Raw genomic sequence first — 18816 nt, 5'->3', positions numbered from 1 at the left:
GCTGTTTATCTCGCAGCCTTCTTCTCATCTGCAGATAAAATGTCGCTGCCTTCCACATTCGTCATCCGCAGTCCAAGCAGCGCGGCAACCGTCGGAGCAACATCCACAATATGCGCTCGCGGCAAGCGCCGGTGCGCAATCCCCGGCCCAACCACCGCAAACGAAGCATCCATATTCCTCGGCCCCGGCACATACCCATGCGCGCCGTGCCCATGCGAAGGAGTAACCCACGGACCATCATCCCCGCCATCGGCGGAAAATCCCGGCTTCATGCCAATCGCCAGAAACGAAGTCGCATATCCCTTCGCAGCCTTCAATTGTTCCCGGTTAAAAATCTGGTCAATCCCATACGAGCCCTTCTGTTTCAGCTTCAAAAAAGCCTTCGTAGCAAGGTCCATCGCCACCTGGTCCTTCGGATCATGCACAACCAGCCCAAACGATCCGCCGCCCCCAAACGAAGTCACGCGCCACTCTTCCGGATGGTCCTTCGGAGCCAGCAAATTCAAGCTAGCCAGTACCGCATTGGGATGAAATGACTGGCTCATCGGCAAAAAGCCGTGGTCGCTCACAATCACAATATAGGTCTGCTTATCCATGCCCGCAGCGGCAATCGCCTTCCGCAGCGTGCCAATATCGTTGTCAATACTCTTCAGCGCCCGAATCGCTTCCGGGCTATCCGGACCATATTTATGTTCCGCATGGTCAAAGTCCTGAAAGTAGACAAACATAAAATCAGGCTTCCGCGTCTGCAGCAAAAAGAGCGCCATCTGCGTAACCACGTGGTCGTCAAACGCCCTCGCCCCTATCGGCAACTCACCATACTTTTTCTCATACTCAGCAACAAGCCCCGGCGTGCTGATCGCCCGGTAGAGCATCCTGTCGCGTTCATTCTTCATCGGCGCGTGGTTCGGAAAATCCGCATCAATCGGAGCACCAATCGTCGTCGGCCAATAAGCACTCGCGATCCGCAGTCCCGCAGCATGGGCAACTGTCCACAAAGTCGGCACATGAATCAGCTCCGCATACTCATTCCCACTATCATCCGTGGTCATCATGTGCTCAGGGTCAAAAAGAAAATTCGTCGGAATACCGTGAACGGCAGGGGATACGCCCGTAACAATCGAGGCCGTGCTGGGAGCGGTTACCGTTGGCAGCACGCCAATCGTCCCCTCGGAGACGGCGCCCCGGTTCACAATCTCACTTAGATTTGTAAGACCCCAGCCCAGGCTTGGTGCGGAAGCCAGCTCAACTCCGCGAAGCCCGTCAATCGAAATCAAAACAACTTTGCGGCGTTGTGCCTGCAGGGGAAGCAGAGAAAAGAACGCAATTAGGACAAGTACCATCAGCCTCATGCCGACTCGCTTTCTCATGTCCTATATTTTTTCAGACCTGAGCGGACATAAGGGAATAGGTAGTATCTGACGAATCACAGATAGAGTGTTTGGGTAGGTCAGGGCTTTAGCCCTGACATTCTGTACTGTCAAATGAGTGGGCCTTTAGGCCCTGCGGTATGCCTTTGCGCATCTCACTGACCCAACTTCAATCCGGCAGATACCGCTTAGATGACACACACTTAAGCATTGACGAACATTAACAAGCCCGTAACAATAACCATCGCACCGCCATCAACAATTGCGGATGCGGCAACATGTACATCAGGTTTTCAACTAGAGTCTAACGGCGCTATGTGAACAACAGATGAATGCGCGTATGGAGCAGGGAAGTCCTCATCCACTATTCTGGATTGTTACGACATTTTTTTGTGATTGCAGCGGAAAAGAGGCATTGCGACTCCCTTTGTATCCCATTGATACGCCTATTCCACAGCAGGGTTGGTTATACAAGGAACATGAACATCTGACAGCTATATTTCAGCAGTGTTACAGATGCTCATGTTGCATAGTTCAGGAGATCAGCAGACCCGGGAACAAGCTGCCATCATCAATTGATTTACACGTTCTTAACATAGGCGGCTTGTTCAACGGAATTTGTTCAAACCAACTGCGCGAATTTTTTTCAACGCAGTTGCAAAAACATGTTTGGAGTAAAGATTCATGAGAGGCAAATCCTTATCCATCCTGGCCATAGTCATCGCTCTGTGGTTTCATGGAGCGCTTGGTTTCGCGCAGTTTGAAACCTCTGCGGTTCTTGGATTCGTTCGCGATACCAGTGGCGCCCCAGTTCTTGGCAGCAAGGTTACGTTGACCAACATCGCCACCGGCGGCGTTATGGCAACACAGACAGACGATCAGGGACACTTCCAGTTCTCTGACGTGCACGTTGGCCGCTACAAAATTTCGGCTGGCGCATCCGGTTTTAACGATTCCGTCACAGAGCCCTTCGCGGTCGATGTCAGCACCCGCCAGCGCGTAGACGTGACACTCAAGCCCGGCAATGTTTCTGAAACGGTAACCGTCTCCGGAGCAGCCACGCAGCTCGAAACCGAAACCAGCAGCACCGGCACCACCGTCAACCAGACCCAGGTTCAGGACCTGCCCCTCAACGGTCGTGCATACGGCGACCTCATGGCGCTCGCCCCTGGCGTCCGCCGTAACACTCTTGAAAACCAGTCCGTCACCAGCCGCGACGCTTCTTACAACGTCAATGGCCAGCGCTCCGAGTTCAACAACTTCCTGCTCGACGGTCTCGACAACAACGCATACGGCACCTCGAACCAGGGCTTCTCCAACCAGGCCATTCCTCCCTCTCCTGATGCCATCAACCAGTTCCGCATTGAAACCAGCAACTACAGCGCCGAGTATGGCCGCGCCTCTGGAGCCGTCATCAACGTCTCCATCAACAGCGGAACCAACCAGCTCCACGGCAAGCTGTGGGAGTACCACCGCAACACCATCTTCAACGCCATCGGACCCTTCTACGTCACCAACAAGCAAACGGGAGATGTAGAAAAGCCCACGCTCATCCGCAACCAGTTTGGCGCTGCGGTCGGCGGTCCCATCCTGAAGGACAAGCTCTTCTTCTTTGGCGACTACGAAGGCAACCGTCAGGTGCAGGCGCAGTACACCACTGCAACCATTCCCAATGACCTCCAGCGTCAGGGTATCTTCCAGACGCACGCAGGCGCTGCCGTCAAGCTGCGCAACCCGGTTACCGGCGCGCTCTATAACGACGGCATCGTACCGCAGTCAGATTGGACTCCGCTCGCCAAGCTCGTTATCGGCGCGCTTCCTTCTCCCAACGTCGCTGGCACGGTCTCCGGTGATTCGAATAACTACGCCTCGTTCCCCAGCGCAAAGCTGACGGACGACAAGGGTGACGGTCGCCTCGACTACATCATGAGCAGCAAGACCACGCTCTTCGGTCGTTACAGCGACCACAAGGGCGACATCGTCGATGCCAGCTCCATCCCCGGCGACGCCGGTGACGGCGGCAACGGCACCATCCATGCTTACAACCGACAGATCGCCGCGGGCGTAACGCACTCCTTCAGCACCAACACCGCACTCGACGCCCGCATCGGCTTCACCTGGACGCAGGGCGGCAAAACCCCCTACCTCGCTGGCGAAGAGAGCTTGAATACCCAGGCCGGCATCCCCGGTCTTCCTACAGACCCGACAGTTATCCGCCGCCTCAGCTCTGAGAGCGTCAAGAACTTCAGCGCATGGGGGGCACAAACCTCCAACCCGCAGTTCCAGAACCCCTTCGTCATCAACCCGAAGGTCAACTACTCCTGGATCAAGGGCCGCCACAGCATGAAGTACGGCTGGGAGTTCCTCTCCATCAACACCGAAATCGACGACTTCAACCCCGTCTACGGCGGTGAAACCTTCAGCCAGGGCTTCAGCCAGAACGGCAGCGGAACCAGCGACTCCGGCGCAGCGCAAGCGGCCTACCTCGCCGACTTCCTCACCGGCGCGCGTGATAGCTATCAGCTCAACAACTTCCGCATCGTCAACTACCACCAGCTCATGGATTACTTCTACATCCAGGACGACTGGAAGCTGCTTCCCAACCTGACCGTCAACATGGGTCTCCGCTACGAGCTGGTTACGCCGCAGTACGTCGATGGCGACCACCTTGCCAACTTCGACCCCGACACCAACAGCCTCATTCAGGCCTCCAGCGGTTCGCTCTACAAGCGCGCTCTCGTTCATACACCCAAGCTCGATTTCGCGCCCCGCGTAGGTATCGCCTACCAGCTCGACCCCAGGACGGTCATCCGCTCGGCCTACGGCCTCAGCTTTGACCAGTTCAACCGCGAAGGCGGCGAAAACCTCCTCGCCTACAACGGTCCGTACATCATCAACTCCGCCGTCAACCAGGTTGCCCCGTTCGCCTTCAGCGGAACCCCGCAGCAGCTTTGCACCGGCGACAACTACCTCAACTGCTTCCGTACCGTGTCGCAGGGGTACCCCACTGACTTCGTGGACCCCAGCAACTTCAACACCTCGGTCACGCAGAGCCGTTATATCCCCAAGGACATCCCCACGGGATATGTGCAGTCATGGCACTTTGACGTGCAGCGCGAGCTTGCCCGCAACACCGTCCTCACCGTCTCCTATATTGGGGAGCACGGCGTGCACATCTGGGTTCTCGCCGACTACAACCAGGCTGCACCCAACGCACCCGGAGCAGCGCTCAGCGTCAACGCCCGCCGCCCCATCACCAACTTCACCACCATTGAAGAGTCGATTCCCGCAGGCTTCCTCAGCTACAACGGCCTTCAGGCTCGCTTCGAGCACCGCTTTTCCGGTGGCGTCTACGTTCTCAACTCCTTCACCTGGTCGCATGCCATCGACAACGCATCCGGCCACCTCGACACGCCCAACGGCGACAACTCCCGCGTCAACCTTGCGAACCTCGCAGCGGAAACCGGACAGTCCGCCTACAACCAGCCTGTCAACAACACCCTCAGCGTCGTGTGGGATCTCCCCATCGGCAACGGTCGTCAGTTCGGTAGCCACATGAACCGCGCACTCGACACCGTGATCGGTGGCTGGCAGCTCACCGCCATCAACACCAATACCAGCGGTCAGCCGGTCAACCTCACCTACAGCCCCTCGGCTGCGATGCAGGTCAGCCCGCTGCTCAACCAGCGCCCCTACGTCACCGGCAAGGTAGCCAACTCCTCCAGTGCGTGGGTCAAGACCGCCACTTCGTTGACCGGCTATCTCAACGCGGCCTCCGTGCGCACGCCCACCAGCACCCTCACGGACCAGCCCTATGGCAACGCCGGCCGCAACACGCTGCGCTCGCCAACCTTCAACCAGCTTGACCTCGGACTGCACAAGAGCTTCCGCCTCTGGAACGAGCGTTCCTCCTTCGATCTTCGTGGCGAAGCCTTCAACATCCTCAACAAGGTCAACTACCAGGCTCCGGCCTCCAACACCAGCAGCAGCAGCTTCGGTAGCATCACCAGCGCTTTGCCTCCACGCCAGCTTCAGGTGGCCGGCAAGTTCACCTTCTAGGAGAAACAACCCATGGCACTCATCACGCGACGCCACTTCGGATCGCTGACAGCTGCCGCCGTAACCGCCAACCTCACGCGTTCCCTCTGGGCGCGTGAGGTTGTGCCGCATTCGGGCGGCCGCCGCTTCTATATCGCGCTCATCGCAGACACCCACATCATCGACAACTTCTACGTCAAAGGCAGCGAAAACGGCGTCGAGGACAACGAAAGCATCCTCGTCACCACCCCGCGCCTCACCTCCGCTCGCGACCTCATCAACTCGCTCTCGCCCGCCATCGAGCAGGTCTTCCTCATAGGCGATTACTTCCACAACTACCCATCCACCGACTACGACTTCTACTTCCAGAACACCACGCGTCTCGACAATGCCAAGGCCATCACCGACGCCTTCCGCATGCCCGTGCATCTCGGCTTCGGCAATCACGACTACGACGTCAAGCGCGTCCCTCGCGAGATGAGCCACCGCCTCTTCAAGGCCAAGTTCAACGCCGAGCCCTATTCCGTACTCGACTACAAGGGCTACAAGTTCATTCACGTAAACAATTTTCTTGGCAGCACGCAGGACCGCACCACCTCAGACTTCAACCCAGGCATCGGTTCGATCGGAGAAGAACAGCTCCACTGGCTCGAAGCGCAGCTCCAGCAGCGCAAGCCAACCTTCGTCTTCGTGCACTACCCGCTGCTCTCCATCCAGGCCACCGAGTTCCACGACTTCGGCCTGCACCCACTCCTGCGCAAGTATCAGGACACCATCCAGCTCGTAGTCTCCGGCCACGTCCACAAGTGGGTAGACTTCGCGCACACCTACGGCCCGCAGCACTACATCATGGCCGCCACGCGCTACGACCCCAACGCCTACATGCTGTTAGAAATCGACCCCGACAAAGGAACCTACCGCTTCCTCAACCAGGATCTAGTCGAGTGGTCCACCCACTACAGCAAGCCCTACCACTCCGCCTGATTACAAGCGATAACAAGCACAAGGAAGGCATAGAAACACAATATAGTCATGAACGGATAGGCCGGGGCTTAAGCCCCGGCCTATCCTTCCCCAAAAATTAAAGAGTGTCATCCTGAACGTAGCCGTATTTCAGGCGCAGCGAAGGATCTGCGGTTGCTTTTTCACCAGCAACAAAAAAGGCAACTCAATCAAGCGTAAGGTAAGAGATCATCGGAGGGAGCAGGGCATTCAGGCCCCTGAAAAATCCAAACATTTACAGCCGAGGCTCAACCGAAGGCGAATTATGCACCCCATCCGTCACCGGATGCCAATGAACCGCAACCTTCGACCGCACCATCTCGGAAAGCTCACGAAGAACCTGCCGTTTCATCTGATTCTGCTGCTCAATGCTGGGAATATTCGGAGCCACATCCGCGGAAGCAGACTGTTCCTGCGTCGCAGCAACCTTCCCATCCGGCAGCAGACCCGCATGCGTCAGAAAAATCCCGCAATAAGCAAGCAACAGAAAAGCCAGAAAGCCCCACGTCGCAGGCCGCAGCCAACTGCTTTTCTTCACCACCGCCATCGGAGCTTCAACCGGAACCTTCTCAACCGCAAAAGGCTCCACCTCCACAACCGACTCAAAAACAACCGGCTTCATAACCGGCTCAGTCTCAGCCACTGGCGGATGATTCGCCGAGCGATGGAACCTGGGAACATACGTCCCCTTGGGAAGCAGGATGCGAACCTCGTGGTTCTCCCCTTCCTTCTGGTAAAAAAGCTCCAGCTTGTTCCGTAAACGTCGCGCAGTCACCCGGACAATGGGATCAAGCTTCGTGTCATACCCCGGCGAGCGCCCAAAACAGAAAATCCCAATCGTCGTTTCCTTGAGATTTTCTTCATTCCCTGTCAGGGCGGCATCCACGCAGAACGTAAGCAGTTTTGCAATGCTCCGGGAACTGACAAACTGCTCGGAGTCGAGCAGTTGAGTTACATGCTCGTGTATTTCCTGCTGGCTGACCATGCCACGAGCCTAGCAGCCACATGTAAAGAATTCATGAACGCATGAACGCCACGTTACAACCACCACCCCAAACCACCAGAATCCGACACACCCAGCCTCCAACTCCCCTCCCCCCATCACACGTTCTCCCACAAAAGTCAGCGGTGTCATCCTGATCGAAGCGCACTGGGTCCCCGCGAACGGTTTCATCGTTCGTGGGGGTAGACGGAGCGAAGGATCTGCGGTTGCCTTTCGCTGCCCCCACCCCCATCCCGACCCCGACCACCGGGAGGGCCACAAAAGCCCCGTGGCGCGCCAAGCGCGCAGCCGCTGCATGCCATGCAAAATAAATCTCAAATCTGTGGATAACTCTTGCGCTCAATTAACCCCATCTGTGCCATACTCAAAATCACCAACAAGAAAGCCCGGTTCTAACGAACCGGGCTTTCTGCCTTTCCAGACCACAAAAAAGTTTTTTCGCGCCATTTTTTCTGCAAAGTAACCATTTTTCAGAAACCTGTTAACCAATCAAGAAACACCCAATATCGCCTCTAAAATGTTGATTTAACGCGCATTAAACAAAAACCAAGAGCACCGGGCACATCAGGAACAAAAAGCAGGCCGGGGATTTATCCCCCGCAATCAAAGCCAAAGGAAAGCACCGGGGCTGTAGCCCCTGAGGCATGCTTTGCAATCTCTGCGCATCTGGCAAGCAGGAGGAGGGTCACCGCAACCGTGAACCCCTCCCCGAGCCAGAAAAAAGGAAAGAATTTTTTATTTTTTGGAAAAGTAACCACTTTTCCCAAACCTATTAACCAACAAGTAAACAGGAAATATCGGGCATATATCATTGTATTTAAATAATTTACATGCGTAATTGTGCGCCTGCGGCACATCAGCACAAAAAGTAGGCCGGGGCTTCCGCCCCAGCGAACAATACATCCAGCAACAGGCACAACCAACTGAAATCTGTAACCTGACACCTGCCTCCCCTCCTACGGTTTCAACTCCCCCGCATACCCAGCCGCAACAACATTCCGCTGCACAGCCTCCATAACCTTGGCATCCGGCATCCCCTTGGTCATCACGCCCTCAAAAAAGTAGCCCGTAGCCCAATTGCTGTTATCCCCGCCAATGCCGAGAATAATCGCCCCTTCCTGCTGCATAGGCTGGTACCCCTTCGGCAGAGAAATCACCCCGGTACTCGTCAGTCCCCCCGACTGCGCATTGCCCTGGTAGATAGCGTAAGAATGCTGCCCATCGCTGGCCCCCATATCCGTAACAAAAGCCGTCCCCGCAGGCACCTTGAGATGCCCATAGATGCCATCCTCCATATCCAGCCCCGCATCCGGATTGCACCCAGCGCCGCGGCACATAATGTTGATCGCATCCATATGCCCGGCCTTGTTATCAAGGTCGTTCGTCTCCGCATTGCCAAAGTCAAAGCAGCACTTCTCGTTCAGATGCAGAGCAGAAGTCACCATGTATACACCCTCCGGCTGCCCGCGCACTGCAGTCTCCTTCGCCGAGTCATTGCGATATCCCATCCCCGCATCGATGGCAATGCCATAGGCCTTATGCCCACCAACCGTAACCGGCAGAGCATCCGCAACAGCAGGCAGTTGATAACCATTCGGCCCCGGCCCTTTCGCCGCGCCGCCCGGAGGCGCAGGCGTCAGGTCGCTATGATTAGGCGACTGGTCATAGAGCTTGGTAATCGTGCAGGAACTACGAGCGCAAAAAGCATCCTGCGCAGCCGCGTTAGCATAGCCGTCGGGAAGTAAACCAACATCCGCGGAAGCCTTATCCGACTGCCGCGTCACCTGGTAAAGCGGTCCGGCATATCCGCGATACAGCGAGCGCGTAGTGCTGAAAGCCGCAACACAAGGAGTAGTAGACGCATAGATATCGCACGGACGAGCCGCACCCTTCTGCGCCGCAGCGCTGCCATGCAACGCCATTGCAACAGCAAAAAGAACAGCTGCAGTTGATAAGATTCTTCCAAACAATGACCGCGATGTAAGTTGCATGGAGCTCCTTCGCTTCCTCAATTTCGCTTCTCAGTCAGGCAATGGATGAGAAGCAATGGCATTCTCGCATCGAATAGAGTGCCCTGCGCAAGAGCCGCTTTATCAAAAGACAAGTTGAACGAAAACGAAAGATGGGAATACTGTAATTCCATGGCAGACCCCGAAAAGAGAATCAAAGTGCTCGTCGTCGATGACCATCCAGTAGTCAGGCTGGGTCTGCGCACCATGCTCGAAAGTGAAGCGCACATTCAGGTAACGGGCACAGCGGGCTCCGCAAAAGAAGGCATAGACGAAGTGCGCAAAGCCCGCCCGGACGTAGTGCTCATGGACCTCCGCATGCCGGAAATGGAAGGCCTGGACGCCATCGCGCAACTCCGCCACATCGATCAGGAGATACGCGTCCTCGTACTCACCAACTACGCCGAAGACGAATACATATTCCGCGCCATGCAAGCCGGCGCCATGGGCTACCTGCTCAAAAACACCCCGCAAGAGGAGATTATCCGCGCAGTAGAAACAGTCCACCAGAACAAGCTCTGCGTCCCGCCTGACATCGCAAGGCGCTTGACCGAGTCAATCGCCCGTCAGGAACTAAGCCAGCGCGAGCTGGAAGTGCTCAAGCTGGTAGCCAACGGATTGACCAACAAGGAAATCGCCGACCGCCTCTTCATCAGCGCCAAAACCGCCCGCAACCACGTAGCAAGCTGCCTCTTAAAGCTAGGCGCAGACGACAGAACGGAAGCAGTAACAACCGCAGTCCGCCGCGGCCTGATTCGCCTCTCAGAGTAGAGCAAGCAGCCCTAATTGCTCAAAGCCGACACATCCCCAACCCTGCGTTTAATCAGCGCGGCAATCCTGTCACGCAACCCAACATTCTGCAGGCTGGCTTTCACGCGTACCTGCGTGCCTTGCCCCAGCGTACTTTGGATGTGCAATATTCCTCCCACGCTGCGAGCCCGCTTCTGCATCCCAAGAATCCCAAACCCCTCTTTTTCCTGCGAATACTCAAACCCACTGCCATTGTCTTCCACAATCAACTCAACACAGCCGCCCTGGTAACTCAACGCAATCCGCAGAAGAGTGGGGTCTCCATGACTCAACGCATTCGCAATCGCCTCTCGCCCGATATGCAAAAAGGCGTCAGCAAGCCGCAGGTTCAACGGAACAGGATCTCCACGCATCTCAGCAGTAGTCTTAATCTTGTTTCGCGCAGTCTTGCGAGCAGTTTCCGACAACTCACCAAGAAGATTGTTTTGTATCGAAGGCGAAGCCAATCCAAAAATCGCAATCGTCCTGCTGGCTTCCTCATGGCAGCTCCGAACCAGCTGATAAGCAACATTCAATTGGTCCGCAATACTCCGGGCATCAAGAGATTCCGCACGAACAATGCTTGTTCGAATCCCCTGGATCTGGTACCCAACACCGGCAAATCCCTGCGCCATCGTATCGTGAATCTCATGCGCCAGCCGCTCGCGCTCACGGTTGATAGTTCGTATCTTCCATGTCTGAAAACGAAAATAAGCAAGCTGAATCAGCAAAGCCGCAGATAGGATTCCCACAAACAGCATGCCCACATGCCACGGTGTCCACCACGGCGGCCCACTCGCATGGATAGGGTGCTGAACAAAAGCAACATGCTTCGCCAGCTCATGATAGTCATTCCATGTAGCCGGCTCCACGCTGATATTGCTCCACTTCGCATTGGCGTTCAGGCCTCGCACTCCAAACCGCCCATGCGTAAAGCAAAAGTGTTCCTGAAAAGCAATCCACGCAGTCTGCTGCGTAACAAGGTTTGTAACCGATGCGGCAATATTGCATCCATAAGCTGTAACCCGCAACCGATACCACGTATAGGGCCGTATTCCACCGGGCATGATAACGGGAGAAACCTCAAGCCACGCATAGTTCGCCCGTCCCAAAACCAGCGTCCCATCCAGGCTGCGCAGACCCACAAAGTACCCGTTATACGAATCAACTCCACGCATTTCATCATTGCTTCGGATAACGACGCCCATATCCGCGGCCGGTCCATCAAACCAGATATCGGTGTTCAGCGTGTAATTACTCCAATACTGAGAACCGGCAAGCAGCTTAGCGCCCCGTTCATACGAATTGGATTGCACCGCCCCATTGGCAATCTCCCAACTGCCGCCAAAGCCTGTCCACTCATGCGCATTTTCGCGTTGCAACAAGAAGCTGCGAGCAGGAACAGCATTCTCTTCCTGCCGGTAGTGGAGCCATAGCCATGTAGCGAAGGACAGCCCCACAACAGCCGATAAGACCGCCAAAAACTGGATTAGGGTTACTCGTGGTAAGCGCATACTCTCACTCTTCTGTTCACTTCAACAGGTTCCGCCACATCTCGCTGGCCGAACCGTGGGCTCTCAACGCAGAGGCAAATGCTTGAAATGGTATTGCTCGATTCTATTCATCTCACGTGCAACGCAATCATAGGTCCTTTGACCCACTCGAAATTGGTTCCGTCGTCCTATTGCCTATCCTGTTCAGTCAAGCCTAGGATTCTCGGCGACACAGGAACAAGAGTCAGGGATGTAAATGTTTACAGGTAGTCAAGATGCAATCCCTGCGGCAAGCCCGAGTTGGTAGTTCTTTTTTGCAGGAGGAAGACCGAATGAAACACCAATTGTTGCAGCTGAAGTCATGGCTGCGTTGCGTGGGAATGCATTCGAGCATAGTGGCATTTGGAGTGACGCTGGCAGTCATTTTCGCGAACCCGATTTACACTCATGCGCAGACCACAACAAGCCAAATCAATGGAACAGTGACAGACAGTTCTGGCGCTGTTGTGACTGGCGCAAGCGTTGCCGTTACAAACTCCGCAACAGGCATCGTGTACCAGGCAGTGACCGGCGACCAGGGCGCATACCATGTCACAAACCTGCCTCCCGGCAGCTACACAATGGAAGTGACCAAGTCCGGCTTTGAGACGCAGCGCATTCAGGCCTTCACGCTGGTTGTAGGCCAGGTATTCCAGAACAACATCACACTTGCGGTTGGCTCCGCGGAACAGACCGTATCCGTGAACGCATCCACCCTGCTGTTGGACACGGAATCGTCCCACTCTCAGCAGCTCATTGAAAGCCAGCAAATCACGGATATGCCTTTGAACGGGCGCGAATACCTGCAGTTGGCGTTGCTGTCCTCCGGCGTAGTTCCCGTTACCGTCTCCGGCATCTCTTCTCCCGCTTCCGGCTGGAGCGCCGCCGGCACGGTAGCCGTAGACGTAAGCGGCCTGCGCGAAGACGACAACAGCTACCTCTACGATGGCATCGAAACGCGCAACGCGTGGTACGGTGCCGCAGGTCTGCTTCCTGATCCCGACGCGGTGCAGGAATTTGCCGTCATGAATTCCGGCGCGCCAGCGCAATACGGTGCAGGCGGTGCCTTCATCAACGTCGTTACCAAATCCGGCACAAATCGCTTCCACGGAACAGCGTATGAGTTCCTTCGCAACAACGACTTCGATGCGCGCAACTACTTTGATATCGGAGACGCGCCGGCCTTTCATCAAAACCAGTTTGGAGCCAGCGTAGGAGGACCGATTGTAAGAAACAAGCTGTTCTTCTTCGCCAACTATGAAGGTTTCCGTCAGAGCCAGCCAAACGACTTATACAACCTGGTTCCGAATGATGCACAGTTGGCAGGTGACTTCAGTTCCGTTTCGCAGCAGCTCTACAACCCTTACCAGCAGGACCCGACTACGCCGTCCGGTTATGCTGCATTGCCAGGCAACCAGGTCCCACAGTCGCTTGTCAGCGCTATTGGGCAAAAGATATTGGCGTTGTACCCAAAGCCAAACGGCAGCTATAACAACGGCACCGCCAATTACTTCAACGTTGCCACTACAGTCAACAACTGGGACCAGTACAGCGGCAGGGTCGATTACACAATCGGTACAAGAGATGTAGCCTTTGTGCGTTACACAGGCAACAATCAAACGGTTACCACTCCCGGAATGACGGTCGCCAACACACAGATTTATCCGTCATCTCCAAAGAATCTGGCAGTTGGTTGGACACACACATTCACTCCCAATCTGGTCAACAATCTTCGCTATGGATGGAGCCACACCGCAGTGGGACTACAGCGCGGCCTTGGCTACGATGCCTCTCAAGCCAACCCGCTAGGCCTGATTAACGAAACAGATGCGCCCGGTTCCTACGGTCCTCCTTCGTTCGGTGTGTCGGGATATGGCAATCCTGGTTCCTCGAACGGCACTGACCTGGTGAGGGAAGGCCTGAATATGTGGACAGAGTCCCTGATGTATCAGAAAGGGAAGCATCAGATTACAGGTGGAGTGGACATTCGCTACGAGCCGATGTACCTGTACGAAGACTGGTCCGCCACTTCAATCGGCTTCAATGGCGCATACAGCGGAGACCCTGTTGCCGACCTTCTAATGGGCGTACCGGCGACTACGCGAACCTCTCTTGGCGATCCCACCTTGAATCTGAGAATGTGGTATCAGTCCTACTACGTTCAGGACAATTACAAAGTTAACCGCAAGCTCTCGCTGAACTACGGCGTTCGCTGGGAGCATCGTTCTCCCCCCGTTGAAAGAGACAATCGCGTCGGCAGTTTCGACATTTCCACCGGACAGGACCTCACCTACCCTGATACCAAGGTCATGGGCTTGGGCAGAAACATGGTCAAGCCGACGTGGAGCAATGTCTCACCGCGTTTCGGTTTCAACTGGAGCCCATCGGAAAAAGCCAATACCTCCGTCAAGGGTGGATTCGGAATCTATTTCACGCAACCGAATATCAACCAGTATGAAGTGGAAGTAGATACCACCAAACTCTACGAGGTAAACAGCTTCAACAACCCTGCAGTTGGCAGGCCGATAAGCTTCAATCTCGACGGCACGCATGGTGCTGCGGGAATGTACTCGGATGAGATGACGAGCGGAAACTTCTCAGGTGGTGGCCCGACTGTCTCCTTCATTCAGCCGGATGGAAAGACACCCTACGCGCTGGAATGGAACCTGATGGTCGATCACACGGTCAAGGACTGGTTCTTTGAAGTCGCCTATATTGGAACGTCCGTGCGCCATTACGAGGAGCGCAATGAGATTAACCCGCTCAATACAGATGGAGTCACAATTTTGTGGGCCACTTGCGGGACGCCACCAAACCTCGTTGGCTGCTATAGCGGTGTGCAGGAGAACCAGAACACAGGAACCTCAAGCTATCACGCGATACTCGGCCGCGTTGAGAAGCGATTCAGCTCCGGCTTCTCGGCAATGGCCAACTACACATTCTCCAAGTGCCTCGGAACTCCCTACCAGGATGAGTTCACATGGCATACGGATATGCGTCTTGACTACAGCCACTGCACGGAGGACATCAATAGCATCTTCTCTGCAAATGGAATCTACGAGCTTCCGTTCGGACACGGCAAGGCGCATCTGAATCGAGGTGCGTTCGTGGACGCGATTGTCGGAGGCTGGAAAGTTGCCGGCATCGCCTCTCTGCGTACCGGCCCGTGGACAACATTGGGCAGCGGCCAGAGTCTCGGATTTTTCGTGAACTCCCTGCCTGATGTTACAGGCCCCATCAACGATCATTCGCTACATTCGGGTCTTGGAAGGCACGGACGGCTTGGTCCCTACTTCAACACTCAAAATGTCGTACCGCTCCACGCCGTTGGAATCCAGGGAAACTCAGGAACACACAATGTTCAAAATCCGGGATATCAGGATTATGACCTTTCCGGATACAAGAGCTGGAAGCTTGGAGAGCCCGTTAGCCTGACCTTCCGCGCGGATTTCTTCAACGCCTTCAACCGGGTCAATTTCAACGCCGTGGACACAGGCAGTCTTGACGCGAATTTCGGCATGGTAGGAAGTGCAAATGCCCCGCGTGTAATTCAGCTAAGTGGACGCATTACCTTCTAAGATTGCTGAATGGGTTTTGATTTGCAATTGATGAGAAAACGCATCCTTCTAGCTGCCCTGGTTGTTGGCTGCCTGTCTGGCAGGCCAGCAGCCAGGGCGGAGGACGGAAGTGGGCAAGCTGCGTCTTCAACTCATTCCAGGCAAGTCCATTCCACATCAGGAAGAAATTGTCCCTCACAAAATGAAGTGGACGCCGCGCTGGAGAAAGCCAGCATGTCGATGGGCCAATCGCAATATCAGGATGCGGCTGCCATATTACAGCCACTTTCTGAAAAAAATTGCGATGCAAGGGTAAGCCTATTGCTTGCGGCTGCTGATGAAGGCAACGGAGATACACCGAATGCAATAGCTGTATTGCAGCGAGCACACTCTGTATGGCCTGCAAACAACAGCATTGCGGCGTCTCTGGCGCGTCAATACCTTGCCAGCAAAGATATAGATAAAGCAGCAAAGTCCCTGGCAAACTTCCACCCGAATTCAGAAACACCGGAGCAGGAGATGGAGATGGCTGCCGTCGTATATCTCTCAGCCCATCAGCTCCCTCAAGCACAAAACACGGCGGAAGCTGCCTACAAGTTCTATCCATCGCTTCAAACGCTGTTGTTACTGGCCAATACACTTCAGATGCAAGGCCGTTATCCGGACGTCAATCATCTTCTTGGAAAGCAGAGGGAAGCATATACGGATTCCCCAGAGTTTTTCGTCACGTTGGCGGAAAGCGAATTCGACGCATCCAGCTATGTTGAAGCCAAACAGGACTTGCAGCACGCCATCACGCTAAATTCCAGGTCATATCAGGCGCATTATCTCCTCGGAAATGTACTTTCCAGGATGCGTGACACGGATGGAGCAATAGCCGAGTATCACAAGGCAATTGATTTGGCCCCCGACCAGCCGCGAACCTACTTCCAGCTTGCACTTGCCCTGAGAGTAAAGCGAGATGAAACCGGGGAACAAGACATGCTCCGGCAAGCGTTGAATGCAGATGTGCACTACGCCCCTGCGCAGTGCGAAATGGGGGCTTTACTTCTCGATGGGCATCACCTAGCGGATGCCGTAACCCATCTTACTGCGGCAATCCAGGACAATCCACGCTACGAAAAATCGTACTTTCTCCTTGCCAAGGCATATGCGCAGCTAGGTGACAAGGATAAGAGTCAGCAGGTAGTGCAACGCCTTTTAGCAGTGAGGGATGAAAACAGACCAAACCAAAACAACAAGAGCAAAGATCCAGAAGCTTCCAATAGATCGACTACTCCATGATGTATAGGGTCGTCTCAAGACATAGGTAACGTAGACATCTCGAGTTAGCACGGGGGGAAACAGTATGAAGAAGTTCATGTTGAGCGTAATGGCTGCTATTGCGCTTTTGAGTGTAGAGGGAAGCCTGTTATCAGCGCAGAATGATCCCATCCCTGCGTTACGAGCTCCCGCAACACCGTTGGTTGTGCATGATCCGTATTTCAGCATCTGGTCTGCATCGGATAAGTTGACGGACGGAGCCACGCGGCACTGGACTGGAACGCACCAGGCGCTGAATGGCATTATTCGGATTGACGGCAAGAGCTATCGATATTTAGGAGATGCCAATTCTTCGATTCCAGCGCTGGAAGAAACACAGCGGCAGGTAACGCCCACACGCACAATCGTCACACTTCAAAATGAAAAAGTCGTCATTCGCGTGCGTTTCCTTACTCCTGCATTCCCTGACGACCTACGCGTAATGTCGCGGCCTGTCACCTACCTTAGCTGGGATGTAAAGTCGCGCGATGGTGCCGAGCATGATGTAACGCTCTACTTCGATGCCGATGGGACGATTGCCACCAACACTCCCAGCGAGCCAGTCGTATGGTCGCGAGCACGGATTGAAGGCCTAAACCTGCTTCGTGTTGGTTCCCAGAAGCAACCGATGCTCGAACAGTGGGGCGATAATGTTCGCATCAACTGGGGCTATTTCTACATAGGAGTTCCAGACGGTCAGGGCGCTGCCACACTCACAGCAGGCAACGAAAATGATCGCAGACAGTTTGTAGCTTCGGGCAACTTGCCCACGCGGGACGACTTGGACCAGCCTCGCATGCCGCAAAGCAGATATCCGGCACACCCGTTATTGAGCGTGGCGTTGCCACTAGGCAAGGTTGGATCGTCGGAAGTCTCGCGGCATATTCTGTTGGCATACGATGACATTTACTCCATCGAATATATGCACCAGAGACTGCTGCCTTATTGGCGCAAGGAGTTCCCGACATTTGCTGATTTGTTGCATGCGTCGGAACATGATTACCCATCGCTCGCAAAACGTGCAGAGCAGTATGACGCAGACCTGGAGCACGACCTGGTTCAAGCCGGTGGCCCAGAGTATGCGGCCATTTCCGTACTGGCCTTTCGGCAGGCAATTGGAGCCCACAAGCTGGTGGAAGACGCCGCTGGCGCTCCCTTCTTTATGCCGAAAGAAAACTTCAGCAATGGGTCGATCTCTACGATCGATGTGATTTACCCATCTGCTCCAATGTTTCTATTCCTGAATCCCAAGCTGGTGGAAGCGCAGCTCGAACCCGTGATGCGCTACGCACAAACTCCTCATTGGAAGTTTCCATTTGCCCCCCATGACATCGGCGTATATCCGTTAGCAAATGGCCAGCTCTATGGCGGAGGAGAGGTTAGCGAAGACGATCAGATGCCAGTGGAAGAGTCCGGCAATATCATTCTGCTCGTTGCCGCGCTGACGCAGGCGGAGCACGATACTGCGTTTACGACGCGCTATTGGCCTCTACTGACAAAGTGGGCCGAATATCTCCTCGACAAGGGCTTTGATCCAGAGAACCAGCTTTGCACAGATGATTTCGCAGGACACCTGGCACACAACAGCAACCTGTCAATCAAGGCCATCGAGGCATTGGCGGCCTATGGGCAGCTTGCCGAAAAGTTAGGCGACCATAAGACTGCAGAGAAGTATGGAACTGCTGCCAAGTCCATGGCTGGAAGATGGGTAGAAGCAGCCGCGGACGGCGATCACTATAAGCTGGCCTTCGACAAGCCAGGTACATGGAGTCAGAAATACAACCTCGTGTGGGATAACATTCTCGGTTTGCATATGTTTCCTGCCCAGGTTGCAGAGCGCGAGCTTGCCTTTTATAAAGGCAAACTGAATGAGTTTGGCCTACCTCTCGACAATCGCGCGACATATACCAAACTGGATTGGACACTATGGACCGCTACCCTGGCGTCAAATCCCGAAGACTTTCGCGCGATTGTGCATCCGATCATCCCGTATTTGAACCAGACAGCCGATCGTGTGCCGATGTCAGATTGGTATGACACGAAATCAGCGCGTGAGGTCAGCTTCCAGGCGCGATCCGTAGTCGGAGGCGTGTACATTAAGATGCTTACGAATTCCACTGTCTGGAATCAATGGGTAAAACGCAGCACGCAGTCGCAGTAAACTTCCACAGCAATATCGAGATAGCATAGTCCATCAGGCGCTGCTTTCAATAA

Annotated in this window: 10 protein-coding genes; 6 read left to right on the top strand and 4 right to left on the bottom strand. The window is 54.8% G+C overall.

Annotated features, from left to right (window positions below; genetic code table 11):
• Positions 1-5: 5 nt before the first annotated feature.
• Positions 6-1370 carry an alkaline phosphatase family protein gene (locus AC5S3R_RS03130; RefSeq protein ID WP_494265185.1) on the bottom strand — a complete coding sequence of 455 codons (1365 nt, stop codon included), beginning with the start codon at positions 1368-1370 and terminating at the stop codon, positions 6-8.
• Between the two features lie 684 nt (positions 1371-2054).
• On the opposite strand from AC5S3R_RS03130, the gene AC5S3R_RS03125 reads away from it, so the two are divergent.
• Positions 2055-5429, top strand: a complete 3375-nt coding sequence (locus tag AC5S3R_RS03125) for a TonB-dependent receptor (RefSeq protein WP_494265184.1) — start codon at positions 2055-2057, stop codon at positions 5427-5429.
• A 12-nt stretch (positions 5430-5441) separates the two neighbouring features.
• Positions 5442-6392: a metallophosphoesterase family protein gene (locus tag AC5S3R_RS03120; RefSeq protein ID WP_494265183.1), complete on the top strand. Its 951-nt coding sequence runs from the start codon at positions 5442-5444 to the stop codon at positions 6390-6392.
• Positions 6393-6645: 253 nt separating this feature from the next.
• On the opposite strand, the gene AC5S3R_RS03115 is transcribed toward AC5S3R_RS03120, so the two are convergent.
• Together AC5S3R_RS03115 and AC5S3R_RS03110 are read right to left on the bottom strand one after the other, a co-directional pair.
• Positions 6646-7395 carry a hypothetical protein gene (locus tag AC5S3R_RS03115; protein ID WP_494265182.1) on the bottom strand — a complete coding sequence of 250 codons (750 nt, stop codon included), beginning with the start codon at positions 7393-7395 and terminating at the stop codon, positions 6646-6648.
• Between the two features lie 974 nt (positions 7396-8369).
• Positions 8370-9404, bottom strand: a complete 1035-nt coding sequence (locus AC5S3R_RS03110; protein WP_494265181.1) for an arabinofuranosidase catalytic domain-containing protein — start codon at positions 9402-9404, stop codon at positions 8370-8372.
• Between the two features lie 150 nt (positions 9405-9554).
• On the opposite strand from AC5S3R_RS03110, the gene AC5S3R_RS03105 reads away from it, so the two are divergent.
• Positions 9555-10193: a response regulator transcription factor gene (locus AC5S3R_RS03105; RefSeq protein ID WP_494265179.1), complete on the top strand. Its 639-nt coding sequence runs from the start codon at positions 9555-9557 to the stop codon at positions 10191-10193.
• Between the two features lie 11 nt (positions 10194-10204).
• On the opposite strand, the gene AC5S3R_RS03100 is transcribed toward AC5S3R_RS03105, so the two are convergent.
• Positions 10205-11725 (bottom strand): ATP-binding protein, encoded by a 1521-nt coding sequence (locus tag AC5S3R_RS03100; RefSeq protein WP_494265178.1) that lies wholly within the window; start codon positions 11723-11725, stop codon positions 10205-10207.
• Between the two features lie 311 nt (positions 11726-12036).
• Here AC5S3R_RS03100 and AC5S3R_RS03095 point away from each other — a divergent pair, with 311 nt between their 5' ends.
• From AC5S3R_RS03095 to AC5S3R_RS03085, 3 genes are all read left to right on the top strand, one after another.
• Entirely contained in the window at positions 12037-15321 is a 3285-nt protein-coding gene (locus tag AC5S3R_RS03095; protein ID WP_494265177.1) for a TonB-dependent receptor, read from the top strand.
• A gap of 9 nt (positions 15322-15330) precedes the next feature.
• Positions 15331-16584, top strand: coding sequence for a tetratricopeptide repeat protein (locus AC5S3R_RS03090; RefSeq protein WP_494265176.1), 1254 nt, complete (start codon positions 15331-15333; stop codon positions 16582-16584).
• Positions 16585-16648: 64 nt separating this feature from the next.
• Positions 16649-18763 (top strand): glutaminase family protein, encoded by a 2115-nt coding sequence (locus tag AC5S3R_RS03085; protein WP_494265175.1) that lies wholly within the window; start codon positions 16649-16651, stop codon positions 18761-18763.
• The last annotated feature ends 53 nt before the right edge of the window (positions 18764-18816 follow it).

The sequence above is a fragment of the Occallatibacter sp. FHG110214_02 genome (assembly GCF_059115385.1).
This window is presented reverse-complemented; position numbering and strand designations above follow the sequence as displayed.

What these genes read in the sequence shown, in the direction of transcription:
- AC5S3R_RS03130 (WP_494265185.1), bottom strand. Translation starts at nt 1,370, where the DNA reads ATGAGAAAGCGAGTCGGCATGAGGCTGATGGTACTTGTCCTAATTGCG.
- AC5S3R_RS03125 (WP_494265184.1), top strand. Translation starts at nt 2,055, where the DNA reads ATGAGAGGCAAATCCTTATCCATCCTGGCCATAGTCATCGCTCTGTGG.
- AC5S3R_RS03120 (WP_494265183.1), top strand. Translation starts at nt 5,442, where the DNA reads ATGGCACTCATCACGCGACGCCACTTCGGATCGCTGACAGCTGCCGCC.
- AC5S3R_RS03115 (WP_494265182.1), bottom strand. Translation starts at nt 7,395, where the DNA reads ATGGTCAGCCAGCAGGAAATACACGAGCATGTAACTCAACTGCTCGAC.
- AC5S3R_RS03110 (WP_494265181.1), bottom strand. Translation starts at nt 9,404, where the DNA reads ATGCAACTTACATCGCGGTCATTGTTTGGAAGAATCTTATCAACTGCA.
- AC5S3R_RS03105 (WP_494265179.1), top strand. Translation starts at nt 9,555, where the DNA reads ATGGCAGACCCCGAAAAGAGAATCAAAGTGCTCGTCGTCGATGACCAT.
- AC5S3R_RS03100 (WP_494265178.1), bottom strand. Translation starts at nt 11,725, where the DNA reads ATGCGCTTACCACGAGTAACCCTAATCCAGTTTTTGGCGGTCTTATCG.
- AC5S3R_RS03095 (WP_494265177.1), top strand. Translation starts at nt 12,037, where the DNA reads ATGAAACACCAATTGTTGCAGCTGAAGTCATGGCTGCGTTGCGTGGGA.
- AC5S3R_RS03090 (WP_494265176.1), top strand. Translation starts at nt 15,331, where the DNA reads ATGGGTTTTGATTTGCAATTGATGAGAAAACGCATCCTTCTAGCTGCC.
- AC5S3R_RS03085 (WP_494265175.1), top strand. Translation starts at nt 16,649, where the DNA reads ATGAAGAAGTTCATGTTGAGCGTAATGGCTGCTATTGCGCTTTTGAGT.